At 41.3% G+C, this 16226-nt stretch carries 15 protein-coding genes; 1 reads left to right on the top strand and 14 read right to left on the bottom strand.

Annotated features, from left to right (window positions below; all coding sequences use genetic code 11):
* Positions 1 to 6: 6 nt before the first annotated feature.
* Genes COD92_RS09000 through COD92_RS08990 form a run of 3 tightly spaced genes read right to left on the bottom strand, consistent with a single transcriptional unit; the run spans position 7 to position 2752 of the window.
* Entirely contained in the window at positions 7 to 834 is an 828-nt protein-coding gene (locus tag COD92_RS09000; RefSeq protein WP_098528207.1) for an ABC transporter permease, read from the bottom strand.
* 34 nt (positions 835 to 868) lie between these two features.
* Entirely contained in the window at positions 869 to 1696 is an 828-nt protein-coding gene (locus COD92_RS08995; RefSeq protein WP_098996190.1) for an ABC transporter ATP-binding protein, read from the bottom strand.
* A 12-nt stretch (positions 1697 to 1708) separates the two neighbouring features.
* Positions 1709 to 2752: an ABC transporter substrate-binding protein gene (locus COD92_RS08990; RefSeq protein WP_098528209.1), complete on the bottom strand. Its 1044-nt coding sequence runs from the start codon at positions 2750 to 2752 to the stop codon at positions 1709 to 1711.
* A gap of 482 nt (positions 2753 to 3234) precedes the next feature.
* On the opposite strand from COD92_RS08990, the gene COD92_RS08985 reads away from it, so the two are divergent.
* Positions 3235 to 4146, top strand: a complete 912-nt coding sequence (locus tag COD92_RS08985) for a TauD/TfdA dioxygenase family protein (RefSeq protein WP_098528210.1) — start codon at positions 3235 to 3237, stop codon at positions 4144 to 4146.
* 257 nt (positions 4147 to 4403) lie between these two features.
* On the opposite strand, the gene argH is transcribed toward COD92_RS08985, so the two are convergent.
* The 11 genes from argH to COD92_RS08925 all read right to left on the bottom strand — a co-directional run bounded on the left by argH (position 4404) and on the right by COD92_RS08925 (position 16213).
* Positions 4404 to 5939 (bottom strand): argininosuccinate lyase, encoded by a 1536-nt coding sequence (gene argH / locus COD92_RS08980; protein WP_098528211.1) that lies wholly within the window; start codon positions 5937 to 5939, stop codon positions 4404 to 4406.
* Between the two features lie 582 nt (positions 5940 to 6521).
* A complete protein-coding gene (purU, locus tag COD92_RS08970) occupies positions 6522 to 7388 on the bottom strand; it encodes a formyltetrahydrofolate deformylase (RefSeq protein WP_098528213.1) in 867 nt (288 codons plus the stop codon).
* Between the two features lie 143 nt (positions 7389 to 7531).
* Entirely contained in the window at positions 7532 to 8932 is a 1401-nt protein-coding gene (gene lpdA / locus COD92_RS08965; RefSeq protein WP_098528214.1) for a dihydrolipoyl dehydrogenase, read from the bottom strand.
* A 106-nt stretch (positions 8933 to 9038) separates the two neighbouring features.
* Positions 9039 to 9344, bottom strand: coding sequence for an iron-sulfur cluster biosynthesis family protein (locus tag COD92_RS08960; protein ID WP_098528215.1), 306 nt, complete (start codon positions 9342 to 9344; stop codon positions 9039 to 9041).
* 35 nt (positions 9345 to 9379) lie between these two features.
* The gene (lipA, locus tag COD92_RS08955) at positions 9380 to 10258 is read right to left on the bottom strand and encodes a lipoyl synthase (RefSeq protein WP_098528216.1); all 879 of its coding nucleotides are present in this window, start codon (positions 10256 to 10258) and stop codon (positions 9380 to 9382) included.
* Between the two features lie 88 nt (positions 10259 to 10346).
* On the bottom strand, positions 10347 to 11837 hold the full coding sequence (gene gcvPB / locus COD92_RS08950; RefSeq protein ID WP_098528217.1) for an aminomethyl-transferring glycine dehydrogenase subunit GcvPB: 1491 nt from the start codon (positions 11835 to 11837) through the stop codon (positions 10347 to 10349).
* Positions 11824 to 13182, bottom strand: coding sequence for an aminomethyl-transferring glycine dehydrogenase subunit GcvPA (gcvPA, locus tag COD92_RS08945; RefSeq protein ID WP_098528218.1), 1359 nt, complete (start codon positions 13180 to 13182; stop codon positions 11824 to 11826). Before gcvPA ends, gcvPB begins: the two co-directional genes overlap by 14 nt.
* A 1-nt stretch (position 13183) precedes the next feature.
* On the bottom strand, positions 13184 to 13579 hold the full coding sequence (gene gcvH / locus COD92_RS08940) for a glycine cleavage system protein GcvH (protein WP_098528219.1): 396 nt from the start codon (positions 13577 to 13579) through the stop codon (positions 13184 to 13186).
* Between the two features lie 116 nt (positions 13580 to 13695).
* A complete protein-coding gene (gcvT, locus tag COD92_RS08935; RefSeq protein WP_098528220.1) occupies positions 13696 to 14808 on the bottom strand; it encodes a glycine cleavage system aminomethyltransferase GcvT in 1113 nt (370 codons plus the stop codon).
* A 14-nt stretch (positions 14809 to 14822) separates the two neighbouring features.
* Entirely contained in the window at positions 14823 to 15701 is an 879-nt protein-coding gene (sdaAA, locus tag COD92_RS08930) for an L-serine ammonia-lyase, iron-sulfur-dependent, subunit alpha (RefSeq protein WP_098528221.1), read from the bottom strand.
* Positions 15701 to 16213 (bottom strand): serine dehydratase beta chain, encoded by a 513-nt coding sequence (locus COD92_RS08925; protein WP_098528222.1) that lies wholly within the window; start codon positions 16211 to 16213, stop codon positions 15701 to 15703. The genes sdaAA and COD92_RS08925 overlap by 1 nt, the downstream gene beginning before the upstream one ends.
* Positions 16214 to 16226: the final 13 nt, after the last annotated feature.

Below are 16226 nucleotides of genomic sequence, written 5' to 3'. Positions count from 1 at the left end.
TTTCTTTTATTGGTTTGAATTTGTTTTCCAGCTTGAAAATTTTCTTTCTAAGGAAATTAATAGATAATTTATCGCCACACCAAGCAGGGAAATCGTAATAATACCGGCATACATTTGCGGAATTTGAAAGTTCTGCTGCGAATAATTAATGAGATATCCCAAACCTTCTTTAGCTCCAACCATTTCGGCAGCAATCAACACAAGAATGGATGATGATCCAGCCATACGTATTCCGGTAAAAATAGTCGGAATAGAAGCTGGCAAAATGATTTTATAAAACAGCCTGTAGGAGGGAAGAGCCATGGATTTGGCCGCCTTAATAAGTAATGGATCGACATTTCGAACAGCATTGATGGTATTTAAAAGAATCGGAAACGTACAAGCAAAAAAGACGATGGAAACTTTAGATGTTTCTCCGATCCCAAGCAGCAAAATAAAGACAGGCAATAATGCTAAGGCAGCTGTATTACGAAACACCTCCAGCACCGGATTTAACAATTCGCTTGCCAGTGGATACCACCCAATAATAAGCCCCAAAGGAATGGCAACAAGGATCGCCAACCCAAATCCGAAAAGCGAACGGAGAATACTGGCCTGAAAGTGGGCATACAGATCACCCGAAATCACTAATCCCCACCAACTCTCTGCTACTTTTGAAAAAGGCGGAAAGAATGTGGGATCCACTAACCCCATTCGGGGAGCAGTCTCCCAAAGGATTAGTAAAAGCAAGATGACAATTGATTGTTTGATAAGACTTTGCACCCAATGAAAAGAAAAACGAATCCGATGGGATGCTTGCATTGGCGCTGTAAATGATTTTCCAAAATCAGACATTTCCTCACCTCTTCTATAAAATAATTAAACTTTATTAAGCTGATTGATCCTTATTCTCGACTGTTTGTGCTTTGACTACCTCTTCTCGAAGCAAATCCCATATTTGGTGACGGGCATTTGCAAATGCTGTTGTCGAACGTAAATCCTCTTCATGACTGGTTGAATGAAGCGGGTTATCAATAATTTGTTTAATGGTTCCAGGACGGGAAGTCATTACGGCAACACGCTGTCCTAGATACACCGCCTCATCAATCCCATGTGTAATGAAAACAATTGTCTTTTTGGTATGTTCCCAGATTCGAAGTAATTCCGTTTGCAAGGTTTCACGTGTCTGCGCATCGAGGGCGGCGAACGGTTCATCCATTAACAGCACTTCAGGGTCAAACGCCAAACTTCTGGCAATGGCCACACGCTGCTTCATTCCACCTGAGAGTTCGTGCGGATAACGATCTTCAAAACCTGATAATCCAACCAGTGACAAAAAGTGCCGAGAAATTTCAGCCCGCTCCTTTTTGGGAACACCTTTTGATTCTAAGCCAAATTCGATATTTCCTTTAGCTGTCTTCCAAGGCAATAGCGCATACTGCTGAAAGACAATCCCCCGATCTAAACCGGGTCCCTCAATCGGTTTTCCATCCAATAATATCCGTCCGGAGGTTGGGTTCGTCAACCCGCCTAAAAGATCAAGCAAAGTTGATTTTCCGCATCCTGATGGGCCTACTAATGAAAGAAACTCTCCACTGTTCACCGAAAAATGAACATTCTTAATGGCTGTAAATTCTTTAAGGGCTCCCTTTCCTTGCTCTAAGTCCCTTACTTTAAAAACCTTACTGACATGTTCAAACTGAATTTTTGCCGTCATCCTCTCACCTCATTACTTTTTTTCAATTTCACCCTTATAAGGATTAAATTCATTGGTATACAAATTACTTAGTTTCACTTGGCCATTTTTGAACTCACCATTTTTCTTTAGCCAATCGACCCAAATTTTAAATTCCTTACTCTGAATAACTCCACCTTTCTCCGCAATACCGGTACTTTTCCAATATTGCACCGTATTTGTATCTTCCTTGCGCCCCCGTTTCTTAATAATGGATTCATAACGAGCTATCACTTCTTCTCGTGAATGGGTCTGTGCCCATTCAATGGCTTTTGCTGTAGCCTCAACAAACTTTTTCACCGTATGTGGATTTTGTTTGATGAATTTTTCGGTAAATACATAGCTGCCTGCTGTGAAAGGTCCCAACAAATCATAATCACTAAAAAGCTTTTTAATCCCCCCATTTTTTACAGCCAGATCCCCTAACATCCCAGTCAAAACAGCGACATCGATTTGTTTTTGGCGCAGTGCTTGCTCTGTACTTACAGGTGGCAGAACAACTAATGTTACTTTCTTAATTTCTTCGTCTGTGAGTCCATTTTGTTTTAAATATTCTTTTAAAACGAATTCAGCATGAGCTCCCATTGTGTTCATACCAACTTTTTTTCCAATTAAATCGCGAGCATCTTTTATCGAGCTGTCATTTAAAACATAATAGCCGGTGTATGTATCCTTATCACTGCCGTAATAACCAATGACCGATTTTATAGGTGCACCGCTCGCTATCAATTTGGCAATGGCCCCGTTAAATGCCCCGCCAAAGTCGGTTTGACCTGTAGCAGCGTTTTGAATAGAGGCAGGCCCGCTTGTTTGATTTCCGATCCATTCAAGTTTAATCGGACCAAGATAGCCTAAATCCTCTGCTAACTCTGGATAAGTAACCGAACCCACCGATCCTTCATACCTGAGTTTAAGCGTTTCATACGCGCCATTTCCTTTTGTTCCTGTAGCTCCTGTCTTCTTCTCCTGGCATCCAGCCGATATAACGATTGATAATACCACTAACAAAAAAAGTACGTTCCTTCTCCAAAACTTCATAACATTCCCTTCCTTCTCTTAAGATTAAAACCAATCCATCCAATCGAGATAACCTTTACTGGTAACGAAAAATAAGATTAATTAAGGGCACATTCTAATTTGCGTACCTATTTCTCGAAAAAAAAAACCGGAGACCTATCTTTTAAAAGAAAAGTCTCCGGTCGACCGGTGGATATATATTTAATTTCCCATTGGACTACTTGGTTTTCACTATCCTATCAGTTTCATTTTCATCCGTCAACGGAATATTAAAAATTTTCTAAATTAAATTTTTCTATCAGCCTATTTATTTTTAAATTATTGACAGAAGTAATTAGACAATTTAAAATCACATTAAACCGATAGGGATTACATAATTAACATTCAAATGAATTGCTGACCAGTCACCTGGAAGCCAGAGCCATATGCTCTGGCTTTCTTTTGTCTTATCGGTCCATTATCAATGCGCCGCTTTTGCGGCTAAAAACAAGGAGGAAATAAAAATGAGTAATGTTAAAGAAGTGCAAAATGGAGCAGCAATCATAATAACACCAGTGGCTGGACGTATTGGAGCAAAAATATCAGGGGTGAAACTTTCCGGTGAACTCGACTCGGATACGGTTAAATCCATCCGTGAAGCACTATTAAAGTATAAGGTTGTTTTCTTCCGTGATCAGAATCACCTAGATGATCAAGGACAAGAAGCATTTGCAAAACTACTTGGTAACCCAGTGGTTCACCCAACTGTTCCAGCAAAAGTTGGCACAAACTATATATTAGAACTTCATTCTGATCATGGCGGCCGTGCCAATTCATGGCATACGGATGTGACGTTTGAAGCGGCGTACCCTAAATTCTCCATTCTACGCGGAGTAGTAATACCAGAGGCAGGAGGCGATACCGTTTGGGCAAACACAGCTACTGCCTATGAAAACCTGCCAACAGAATTACAAAATCTGGCGGATCAATTATGGGCAGTCCATACGAATGCTTACGATTATGCAGCCAAGCACACGAATGTTTCTGCTGAAGCGAAAAAACGCCATGATGAAATCTTTACTTCTACCATCTATGAAACCGAACATCCCGTTGTCCATGTACATCCTGAAACAGGAGAGCGCCATCTCCTACTCGGTCATTTTGTGAAAAACTTTATCGGGCTTTCTTCCACTGATTCAGCACATTTATTCTCGATCCTGCAAGGACATGTTACACAACTCGAAAATACGGTCCGCTGGAAATGGAAAGCGGGGGATGTCATCATTTGGGATAATCGTGCAACCCAACATTATGCAGTGAATGACTATGGCAATGCACAAAGAGTTGTCCGAAGAATTACCATTGATGGAGAGGAACCTATTAGTTTAGATGGTCGCCGTAGTATTACAAAAACAAAAGTTAAAAAGATTCAATAGGTAATCTTCTTTCCATCAGATAATGTAAAGTTAGGAAATAGTTCTCCCCAAAATGGGTCGTATTAAAGCGTTATACACAACATAAATGTTATCGGAAAATAAAAAAGCCTAATTTCTCCTTAATATATTGAGAAATTAGGCTTTTTTAGTGATTTGACACAGGCATCACGTACGCCACAGTCGCAAATCCAGAACTCCAATCACATCACAAGCATCTTTCTATTCTTTTTCGCGAATTTTCCTAAGTACCGCCTTCATCAATGTCCTGTATTGATATCGTCTTCATCCTTTTTGCCCCAATGAGTTGTCAGTTGATCAAGTTTTTCCTTACAAACTTTAATTCGATTAACCTCCGTATGGAGTAAAGAAATTTGGTGGTGTAGACTAGCTTCTCTTTCCACAATGGCCCGCTGCATTTCCTCTGGTGCTGGTCCGCCAGGCAGCGACCGAATTTTCACAAAGTGTTCTGGGTCCATTGCTGTGCGAATGACCTCCTCCGGTAAATTCAACGGAAATCCGACAACTGCTTTTGCCGCTTCATCTACGAGTACAGATGTGACATGAGTCGCATTTAGTCCTCTGGCCAAGGCAATTTTCACCACCTGACTGGCAATGGAATGAGAGGTCCGGAACGGGATGTTTGCTTCCCTAAACAGGGTATCGGCTAATTCGGTAATCGTCGCAAAACTTTCTTGAGCCCTTCTTTTTAACAGTGCTTCATTTACGTCTATCGTTCCAACCACCACTTTTGTTAACCGAAAAACTTGATCCATGAGGTGCAGGCCCTTCCATAAATAAGGCTGAAGGTCATCTTCGGTATCGTTTATATCACCGTATGGTGTGTTATGTAACATTTGAAGTACTGTTTGGGCATTTCCAATCCCGCTTGAGCTTAATGCCCGAATATGCTCTAGTGAAACGGGATTTCTTTTTTGCGGCATAATGGAACTCGTTTGCACATAGGGGTCTGCCACACGGATCGCTGAAAATTCCTGACTGGACCATAAGAGAAGATCTTGTGAAAATCGGCCGAGATTGATAAAGGTTAATTGGATCGCTGTGGCAATTTCCCCTAAATAATCAGCACCGCCAATTGAATCATAGGCACTCTTGATGATTTTCGGGAATCCTAATAACTCTGCGATCCTTTTTCGGTCAATCGGAAATCCAGTCGTAGTGAGGGCCGCCGCGCCGAGAGGACTGGCATTGCATGTATCATAGGCTGCCTTCAATCTTTTTAAGTCACGGTCAACGACATCGTACATTCCTAGTAGATAATGGGAGAACGTCATCGGCTGGGCCTGCTGCGTATGAGTATGCCCTAGGACAATGGTTTCCTTATAGGTATCAATCACCCTCAAAAGGGTTTCTTGAAAGGAAAGCAGCGCTTCAATGGCGAGAAGAATCTTGTCCCTAAGAACCATCCTGTACATTGCAACACCCATATCGTTCCGACTCCTGGCAAGGTGCAAACTTCCACCAATTTCGCCGGCAACATTCATTATTTGGCTTTCTACAAGGAAAAAGAGATCCTCGTACTGTCCATCATAGGTGGATTGAAGAAGTGCCTCCTTATCAAGTGCGTAAATACCTGTCAGGATTTGGTAAGCTTCATTCACCTCCAACAACCCTTGTTCCACCAGCATAATTAGATGGGCTTTATGGACTGCTAGCATCGGCTCTAGTAAAGTTTGTTTGGCGTGCTCATAAGCAGGTGCCAATACTACCTCTGAATAAGTCGCTCCAGGAAACTTCCATCCTTCCTTTTTCAAAATGCTCTCCTTACTATCCATCACAATCCCCCCTAAAAAATCCCTAACATACTGACAAGCAAACTTTAGTAAATGAAACAAGAGAAAGAGGTTCGCAATCTTTTGTTTATTTTGGTCTGCAGCCTTTTATACTTATAAAAAAAGCATGAACATTGTACGTTCATGACATCGGTTGTCCGGAAGACTTTTTGTTTTCAATTATTCCTTTTGGATATTTAATTATAACAATAATTTACTTATCTTTCGATATTTTCTTAAAATTATAATTTTATCATTAATCCTATCTACTGGAGTTTTGTACTTCAATCAGCACCTAGGATATTTTTTACCAATTTCTGATTAAAAAAGCTTGCAGATAATACATCATCCGCAAGCTTTTTCTACTATCCTAATACCACCAACGATTAATCACTTTATATAGCGAATTAATTAAAATACCAACGGCAAAAAGCAGTAGCATGATATGTATGTAGTTTACCGATTTCCTTCGTTTGCTTTGAAGAAAAATCCATATCCAAAGAATAGCTAATATGAAATGAATAACGCCTAGTAAGCGTTCATTCCCTGCCAATAACCTCATCTCCTATCATCTACCGTTTAAACTCATGTAAAAACAATCGTTTTATTGCCATGGACTAGTACTTTATCTTCAACATGCCAGGAAACTGCCTCGGCAAGAACCCTTTTTTCCACATGACGTCCAGCCGTCTTTAAATCTTCTACTGTATAGCGATGATTAATCCGTTGTACATCTTGTTCAATAATTGGTCCTTCATCAAGATCATTTGTTACATAATGTGCCGTTGCCCCGATTAACTTTACACCTCGATTAAACGCTCTCACATAAGGATTTGCCCCAACAAATGCCGGTAAGAACGAGTGATGGATGTTAATAATTTGATTAGGAAAATGGGAAATAAAATTGGGGGAAAGAATTTGCATATACCTTGCCAGGACAATAAAGTCTACCTTCCCTTCCAATAGTTCTAATGCCTTCTGTTCGGCCTCTTCTTTCGTTTCACGAGACATGGGGATATGATAAAAAGGGATGCCATACCCCTCAACGACTTCTTTTAAATCGGGATGATTACTGATGACCAAAGGGATATCCACCACGATTTCCTTGGATTTCCAGCGCCAAAGAAGCTCATTGAGACAATGGTCTGCTTTGGAAACAAAGATGGCCATTCGCTTTCTTTTTTCATTACTGCTCAGCTGCCAATCTAAACTATAGTCCCGTCCCATTACATGTAAATCCTGTTCTAGTTTTTCAAATGAAGAATCAGATTCTTTCATTTCAAACTCGATCCGCATAAAAAATATACCTGAGTTTGGATCTGTCGTATGTTGGTCAAAATGTACAATATTCACCTTGTGTTCTAATAAAAAATTCGTTACTTTTGAGATAATACCAGGCTTTTCTGGACAAGAAATTAATAGTTTAACACGGTTCAGGTTTACTTTTGTCATCCTTGCTCACACCATCCTTAGGCATATGATTTATGTGAAATGAATTGATTAGAAGGGCTACTCGTCCCGCCCAAGAGGAATCCTCTCATACTCTTGAAATAGTTGTTCTATTTTATAACACTCTCATTCTTAAAGTATTCGACTTATGCATGTATTGCCTTTCCATCTACATCAAGCGCTGCTTCACCAATCGCTTCGGCTAATGTTGGGTGTGGATGGATCATATGAGCAATATCCATTGACGTTGCATTCAAAACTTGGGCTAATCCAAACTCTGTAATCATATCTGTTACATGGGGACCCACCATATGGGCACCTAACATTTTATTTGTTCCTTCTTCAACAACAAGTTTGATAAATCCGTCTGATTCACCAAAAACGAGGGCCTTTCCGATCGCCCGGAATGAGAATTTACCGGTTTTAACTTGAAATCCTTTCTCCTTCGCATCATCTTCTGTAAGTCCAACACTTGCTACTTCTGGACTGCAGTATACACATTTTGGAACTTGAGTTGGATCAAGCACTTTAGGATTTTTTCCTGCCATATGTTCAATAGCAATGATTCCCTCATGTGAGGCGACATGGGCCAGCTGTAATCCCCCAATAACATCACCAATTGCGTAGATGTTGGGTTCATTTGTTTGATAGAATTCATTTGTTTTGATAAAAACCCCATTCATTTCAATCGCTGTTTTATCAAGTCCAATCCCTTCTATATTCGGCAGCCTGCCTACGGATACTAAAAGTTTGTCTGCAGAAAATGGCACTTCTTTCTCTTTATGCTCCGCCTTGATCGAAACACCATCACCTTTTTCAAGCGTTTCTGAGAGCACCTTTGCCCCTGTGACGATTTTCACGCCTTTTTTCTTTAGTAAGCGCTGGATTTCCTTTGAAACATCTTTATCTTCAGTTGGTAAAATTCGATCAGCATATTCAATCACTGTAACCTGGATGTCGAAGTCTACTAGCATCGATGCCCATTCGATTCCAATTACTCCTCCGCCCACAATGATAATTGATTTTGGTAACGTTTCCATTTCTAACGCTTCATCTGATGTCATGACATACTTTTCATCCGCTTCCAAGCCCAGAAATGTTCTTGGGCGAGAACCTGTTGCAATTAAAATATTCCGAGGACTTACAATGACTTCCCCTTCATCATTGTTTAATTGAACTAACACATCCTTTGACTCCAAGATACTTCCTTTCCCCTCATAAATATCGATTTTTCCTTTTTTCATTAAATGTTGTATCCCTTTATACAGTCGGTCCTGAATTTCTTCTTTCCGAGCTTGTACCTTTGTAAAATCAAGTCCAACTTCTGGGGCAATGACACCATATCGATTTGCATTTTTTGTTTGTGCATATAATTCTGCACTTCTTAATAAGGCCTTGGTTGGAATACATCCGGCATGAAGGCATGTTCCACCGACTTTTCCTTTTTCGACTACCGCCACTTTTAAGCCTAATTGTGAGGCGCGTATGGCAGCAACGTAGCCTCCTGGTCCCCCGCCGATAATCACAATGTCATATTCTTTTGTCATTTTCATTTCTCCTTTCTATAATACCCATATTACCTACAGGAAAACTTTGATTTATAGTGTTAAAACAGGTGATTCTCCGAGGACACTAACATTAGCCAGGTTCCTATTAATCTATTTCGATTGCACACGCACTTGAGATAAAGCTGTCTCCGACTAAAAAACCATGGTCGTCTTGATAATCAATTACTGTTTCTTCATCTAAATAACGTTTTGTAAAGCGATCCATTCGGATCTGCAGCCCTTCTATCTCTATGTATATATCGTTTCGACGCGGTTCATCAAAGAGAATAGAAAACTTAACTGACATCCCGCATCCGCCAGCTACTTCCGCATCAATCCGAGGAATTCCCTCTTCATTCCCAGCTAATTCTTTTAGCTTGTTTATGGCTGCTTCTGTCATTTTTAATATCATCGGACCTCACCTCTCCTAACGCCTCATTTCCTTGATTACGCATTCGCCTTTGCTGCATTGACCTGTTCATCAGCATGATAAGAGGAGCGAACAAGCGGGCCGGCTTCGCAGTGACTAAATCCTTTTGACATCGCTATTACTTTTAGTTCATCAAACTCCTGCGGACTCCAATATTTTTGAACTTTTAAATGATGTTTGGTAGGTTGTAAATATTGGCCTATCGTCATAATATCGACATTGTTCACACGAAGATCGTCCATCGTTTCGATAATTTCTTCTTTTGTTTCTCCAAGACCAATCATAATACTTGATTTTGTTGGAATAGCAGCATTTAGTTCTTTTGCCCGGCGTAAAAATTCAAGGGAACGTTCGTAGGTAGCCCGTGCTCGAATTTTTGGTGATAAACGTTTTACCGTCTCAATATTGTGATTTAAAATGTCAGGCTTCGCATCCATTAATGTCTTTAAGTTGTCATACTCACCATTCATATCGGAAGGAAGAACTTCAATACTGCAAAATGGATTACGGCGTCTTACAGCTCTGACCGTTTCTGCAAAAACCCCTGCTCCTCCATCTTTTAAATCGTCACGGGCAACAGCAGTAATCACAACATGCTTTAACCCCATCTGCTCCACAGATTCAGCGACGCGCTCCGGCTCTTCCCAATCAAGCTCTGTCGGCAGCCCCGTTTGAACCGCACAGAATCTGCAGGCACGTGTACATATACTTCCTAAAATCATAAAGGTTGCCGTTTTTCGTGATGCCCAGCATTCATGAATGTTCGGGCATTTCGCTTCTTCACAGACTGTGTGAAGTTTTTTTTCACGCATCATCGTTTTTAAACCTGTATACTGTTCATTCGTATTTAATTTTATCTTGAGCCATTCTGGTTTACGTACATACTCGGTGGCCATCTAATTCACTCCTATGAACGGATCGTATTATCTTTTAACTTGAAAACCATCTGTGCAGCGTATCCGCTGCACAGATGGAGGTTTCATTTTATGCGTTTACTGTTTCTTTTTCTTTCACTGCTGACTCCTCTTTTATATAACGCAAAATCGGTTGTCTGGCTGCCTGTACTTCATCCAATCGGCCAATCACCGTTGTATGCGGTGCCTCTAATACGATACCTGGGTTTTCCTCTACCTCTTTGGCAATTTGAATCATCACATCAGCAAAGGCATCCATGGTTTCCTTTGACTCGGTTTCCGTCGGTTCGATCATCAAACACTCTTCCACATTCAGTGGGAAGTAAATGGTCGGCGGATGGTAACCAAAATCCAGCAGACGTTTGGCCATATCGAGTGTTCTTACCCCTAACTTTTTCTGTCTTGACCCGGATAACACAAATTCATGCTTACAAATTTGTGAATATGGTGCATCAAAATACGGCTCAAGCTTTTTGCGAAGATAGTTCGCATGAAGGACGGCACCTTCCGATACTTGACGTAATCCTTCAGGTCCCATGGTGCGAATATAGGTGTACGCACGCAATAGAATACCAAAGTTTCCATAATACCCTTTCACACGACCGATTGATAGAGGCTGGTTATAATCTAGCTGATATTGATTATTTTCTTTGACCACTCGTGGAACTGGTAAAAACGGAATCAGCTTCTCTTTCACGCCGACTGGACCAGCACCTGGGCCGCCGCCGCCATGAGGTGTAGTAAATGTTTTATGAAGATTTAAATGCACGATGTCAAAGCCCATTTTACCAGGTGTTGTTTTTCCTAAAATCGCATTGGCATTCGCACCGTCATAGTACAATAAACCGCCAGCTTCATGGACAACATTAGCAATTTCAACAATTTCTTTTTCAAACAGTCCGAGCGTATTCGGATTTGTCAACATCAGTGCTGCTGTGTTATCATCCACATGTTTCTTTAATTCTTCCAGATCGACTAACCCATGCTCATTGGATGGAATCGTTATAGTTTCATAGCCGGCAACGGATGCACTTGCAGGGTTTGTTCCGTGTGCCGAATCCGGAACGAGGACTTTTGTTCTCACTTCACCTTTTTGCTTATGGTAGGCTTTGACCATCATTAGCCCTGTCCATTCACCTTGTGCTCCTGCTGAAGGCTGTAATGTCACTGCATCCATTCCTGTAATAACAGCTAGTTCTTCCTGTAATTCATATAAAACTTCTAATGCGCCTTGTACGGTTTCAGTTGGCTGGTATGGATGAATACGGCTAAACCCTTCCAAACGGGCTACATCTTCATTTATTTTTGGATTGTACTTCATTGTACAAGAACCAAGTGGATAGAAACCGTTATCGATTCCATGGTTTTTATTCGAAAGTGCTGTATAATGGCGAACAAGCTGCAGTTCGGACACTTCCGGGAGTTCTGCCGGAATATCTCGAATCAAATGCTGCGGAAGTTTATCATTTATATCCACTTTCGCAACATCACTTTCTGGAAGGCTTGAACCCACTCGTCCTTGACGACTAATTTCAAAAATCAGATCATTATATTCCACCATTTACAACAGCCTCCAGTACCTCGATAAATTGGTCTATCTCTTCTTTCGTCCTCTGCTCGGTCACCGCGATCAGCATTTGATTTTCAAAGCCGTAATCAATCCCTAAGTCAAAGCCTCCGATGATTCCCGCCTCAAGCAGTTTTCTGTTTACCTCTTTGATTGGAAGAGGAAGTTCTACCACAAATTCATTAAAGAATGGTGCTTGGTTCGTAACGATGAAGCCTTTCTTTTGGAGACATTTTGCCATGTAATCAGCTTTTTCGATGTTTAGCTGAGCCATTTCACGAATACCCTGCTTCCCAAGTGCACTCATACAAACAGCAGAAGCAAGTGCATTTAATGCCTGATTTGAACAAATATTGGATGATGCTTTATCACGGCGAATATGTTGTTCGCGTGCTTGAAGGGTTAAGACAAAGCCACGCTGTCCTTTCTCATCTTTTGTTTGCCCGACAATCCGTCCAGGGATTTTCCGCATGAATTTCTTACTTACGGCAAAATAACCACAATGCGGACCGCCAAAAGACATCGGAATTCCTAATGGCTGCATATCGCCGATCACAATGTCTGCCCCAAGCTTACCAGGAGCCTGCAGGAGCGCCAGCGCTAGCGGATTTGCACTTACGATGAAAAGTGCTCCGTTTGCTGAGGCAATTTTCTTAATTTCAGCCAAATCTTCAATCGAACCGAAGAAGTTAGGATATTGAACAATAACAGCGGCTGTCCCCTTATCAATTTGTTCTTGCAATTTTTCTAAGTCGGTAACATCAGCAGCAAGATTCACATCTTCTACTGTATACCCTTGACCGCTTGCTACCGTATTTAAGATTGCACGTGATTCAGGATGAACGGCCTTAGATACGAGCACTTTCGAACGTCTGGTTGATGAAACGGCAAGTGATGCCGCTTCCGCAAGTGATGTAAAACCATCGTACATGGAAGAATTGGCAACATCCATTCCTGTCAGCTCACAAACCATCGTTTGGAATTCAAAAATCGCTTGTAATTCGCCTTGGCTGATTTCCGGCTGGTATGGTGTATAGGCCGTATAAAATTCAGAACGTGAAATCATGTGGTTGACCACACTTGGTATGTAGTGATCATAAGTTCCTGCCCCTAGAAAGGTTGGGTATTGATTCGCATTTTTATTTATGGAAGCAAGACGATTCATTTTTTTCAGTAGAAGTACTTCAGGGTCCGCCTTTGGTATATTTAGCTCACCTTGCAATTGAATTTCAGCTGGAATATCTTCAAACAACTCATCGATAGAAGACATATTTAAAAAAGCGAGCATTTCTTCTTGATCTTGTTTCGTATCAGGGAGATATCTGTAAGTAGATGTCATTCTATTCCTCTCCTTCATTGATAAATGCTTGATACTCATCTTCTTTTAAAAGAGATTCCAATTCTTCTGGACTTGACATTTCCACTTCTACTAACCAGCCTTTGCTGAATGGATAGGCGTTAATAGTTTCTGGAGCTTCTTCCAAATCCTCATTAATCCGAACAACTGTACCTGAAACTGGAGCATAAATTTCAGAAACTGCTTTAACCGATTCAATTGTTCCCATGGATTCATCTGCTGTTACATCATCATCCACTTGCGGACTTTCTACAAATACGATATCTCCTAGCTGTTTTTGTGCATAATCAGAAATTCCAATTCGCACTCGATTTCCGTCTAATTGTAAAACCCACTCATGTTCTTTGCTATATAGTAAGGTTGCAGTCGCTTTTGTCATTATTATTACTTCCTTTCAATTTTTAAATTTGAGTTTATGATTTTTTAAGTATTTTACGTACCAGGCTGCCTTGCTGCAGCCTGTATCGTGATATTCTAGAGAACTCTGATACTCTATTAACCTCTTTTATAGAATGGTGTTTTCACAACAACAGCATCAATAAGCTTATTTCGAATTTCTACTTTTAACTTTGTCCCCACTTCAGCATGTTCCGCTGCTATTAAAACAAGACCAATGCTTTTCTTTAAAGTCGGTGATTGGGTTCCCGAGGTCACAACACCAATTTCCTCTCCACCTTCTGAAGTTACCTTATAACCATGACGCGGTATTCCCCGTCCTGTGGCTTCAATCCCCACTAATTTTCGTTTTAATCCTGCTTCCTTTTGGGCTAAAAGGGCGGCTTTCCCGATAAAGTCACTTTCTTTTTTGAGTTTAACGGCGAAGCCGATTCCTGCTTCAAGCGGACTAATATCACTTAACAATTCTTGACCATAGAGTGCTAGACGTGCTTCTAAGCGAAGCGTATCACGTGCTCCAAGTCCACATGGCTTTAGGCCGTCTTCACTTCCTGCGGCTAATAGTTTTTCCCAAAGTGTTTTCGCTTGCTCCGCTGCTAAATAGAGCTCAAAACCATCTTCTCCTGTATAACCCGTACGGGATACGAGTACATCTGTTACACCGTCAAGAACAACATGTTGGGCAAAATAAAATGAGCCTATTTTAGATAGATCGATACCCGTTAACTTTTGCAAGATCCCTTCCGCTTTTGGACCTTGAATGGCAAGCTGGGCGGTTTCATTCGAAATATTTTGGAGTGTCATCTCTCCTTTTACATGTTGCTGCATCCAGTTGAAATCTTTCTCAATGTTGGCGGCATTAATGACGAGTAAATATTTTTCATTATCTAATTTATAGACTAATAGATCATCGACTGTTCCCCCGTCTGGATAGCACATGGCGGTATACTGTGCTTGATTGATGGCAAGCTTTGTCACATCGTTGGTGACTAGGTAGTTGATGTAACTCTCTGCATCTTTCCCCTCAACAAGCACTTCACCCATATGAGAGACATCAAAGAGTCCTGCTTTTGTTCGGACCGCTTCATGTTCATCTAAAATGCTCGAAAACTGGACTGGAAGTGCCCAGCCGCCAAAATCTATAACCTTCGCACCATATTTTCCATAAGTTTCGAAAAGTGGCGTTTGCTTTAATGCTGTTACCGTACTCATCTTGCTCCCCCCTATTATTTCCTGCAAAATAGTCGTTCTTTTACTTGTTTTCCGGTTTCAGTCGTTGCCAGACCGCCAAGTGCGGTTTCGCGGAGTGTCCGAGGCATATCTTTTCCGACCCTGTACATGGCTTCAATTACCTCATCACAAGGAATACGGCTTTCAATCCCGGCAAGGGACATGTCAGCTGCTGAAAATGCGATGGAGGTTCCGATCACATTCCGCTTAATGCAAGGAACTTCAACAAGTCCTGCCACTGGGTCACAAACCAAACCCAAAAGTGACTTCATCGCAATGGCAGTGGCATTTACAGCTTGCTGTGGTGTACCCCCTTTTAACTCAACAATCGTTCCGGCGGCCATAGCCGTTGCCGAACCGACCTCAGCCTGGCACCCTCCGGCTGCTCCCGAAATAAAGGAACGGTTCGCAATGACATACCCGAGCATGCTTGCCGTAAACAACCCCATGACTAAATTTTTAAAAGGCGTACCATCATTTTTATGAAGTGAAAACAATACCCCTGGTAAAATGCCGGCTGCCCCGGCAGTTGGCGTTGCTACAATGACACCCATTCGCGCATTGTTTTCTGAAGTAGCCAACGAAAAGGCCATCGCATTGCTAATATAATTTCCTGACAAGGATTTACCTTGATTCATATAATCATTCATCTTTACGGCATCACCGCCGGAAAGACCGCTTGGGGCGGCTGATGCATCATTGATACCGCTAGTAACAGCTTCTTTCATTTTGATCAACCGCTCTTCCATCATGCTAATAATGGTTTCTTGGTCTTTGCCTGATCTTTTTACTTCCATCATCAACATCATTTCACCAACGGTTTTTTGTTCTCTTTCACAAGCATCGATTAGCTCTCGCATGGATTGAATTTCCATTATTTTGCCCCCACTAGTCTTTTCCTTTTAGGTTGATAATGACGAGCAAGAGCTGTAAAATCTTCGCCTGCACTCAAACGGATATCGACCATTTCTTCGTCAATCATAAAGATTTTGGATAAGCCGCCGCCGAGTGACACGCCGCCAACTTTAACAACATGTTCCTCACATTTTGCTGTTACGATTGTTATATTCGGATGGTCATAATACTTACAGTCTTCTGCAAATTCGAACCTGTACTGCATCCCATCCTTTTTAGCCCATTCCAGTGAATATTTTATTCGTGGATCATCCGTTTCCATCCCAAGTAATCCGCCAAGAAGTGCTTTATCTGTTCCATGACCTTGATAAGTTTCAGCAAAAGAATCATAAAAGACAATATTTGCTTCTTGCGGACAATCTTCCAATAATTCGTATATAAACTTTCCGATCGAAACGACACCCGCTGTATGAGAACTCGACGGTCCCACCATGATCGGACCGATAATGTCAAAACAACTTTGAAATTCCATTCAAATGCCCCTT

Source organism: Bacillus sp. AFS037270, from assembly GCF_002585305.1.
The sequence above is the reverse complement of the archived record's forward strand: the minus strand, read 5'-3'. Positions and strand labels throughout refer to the sequence as shown.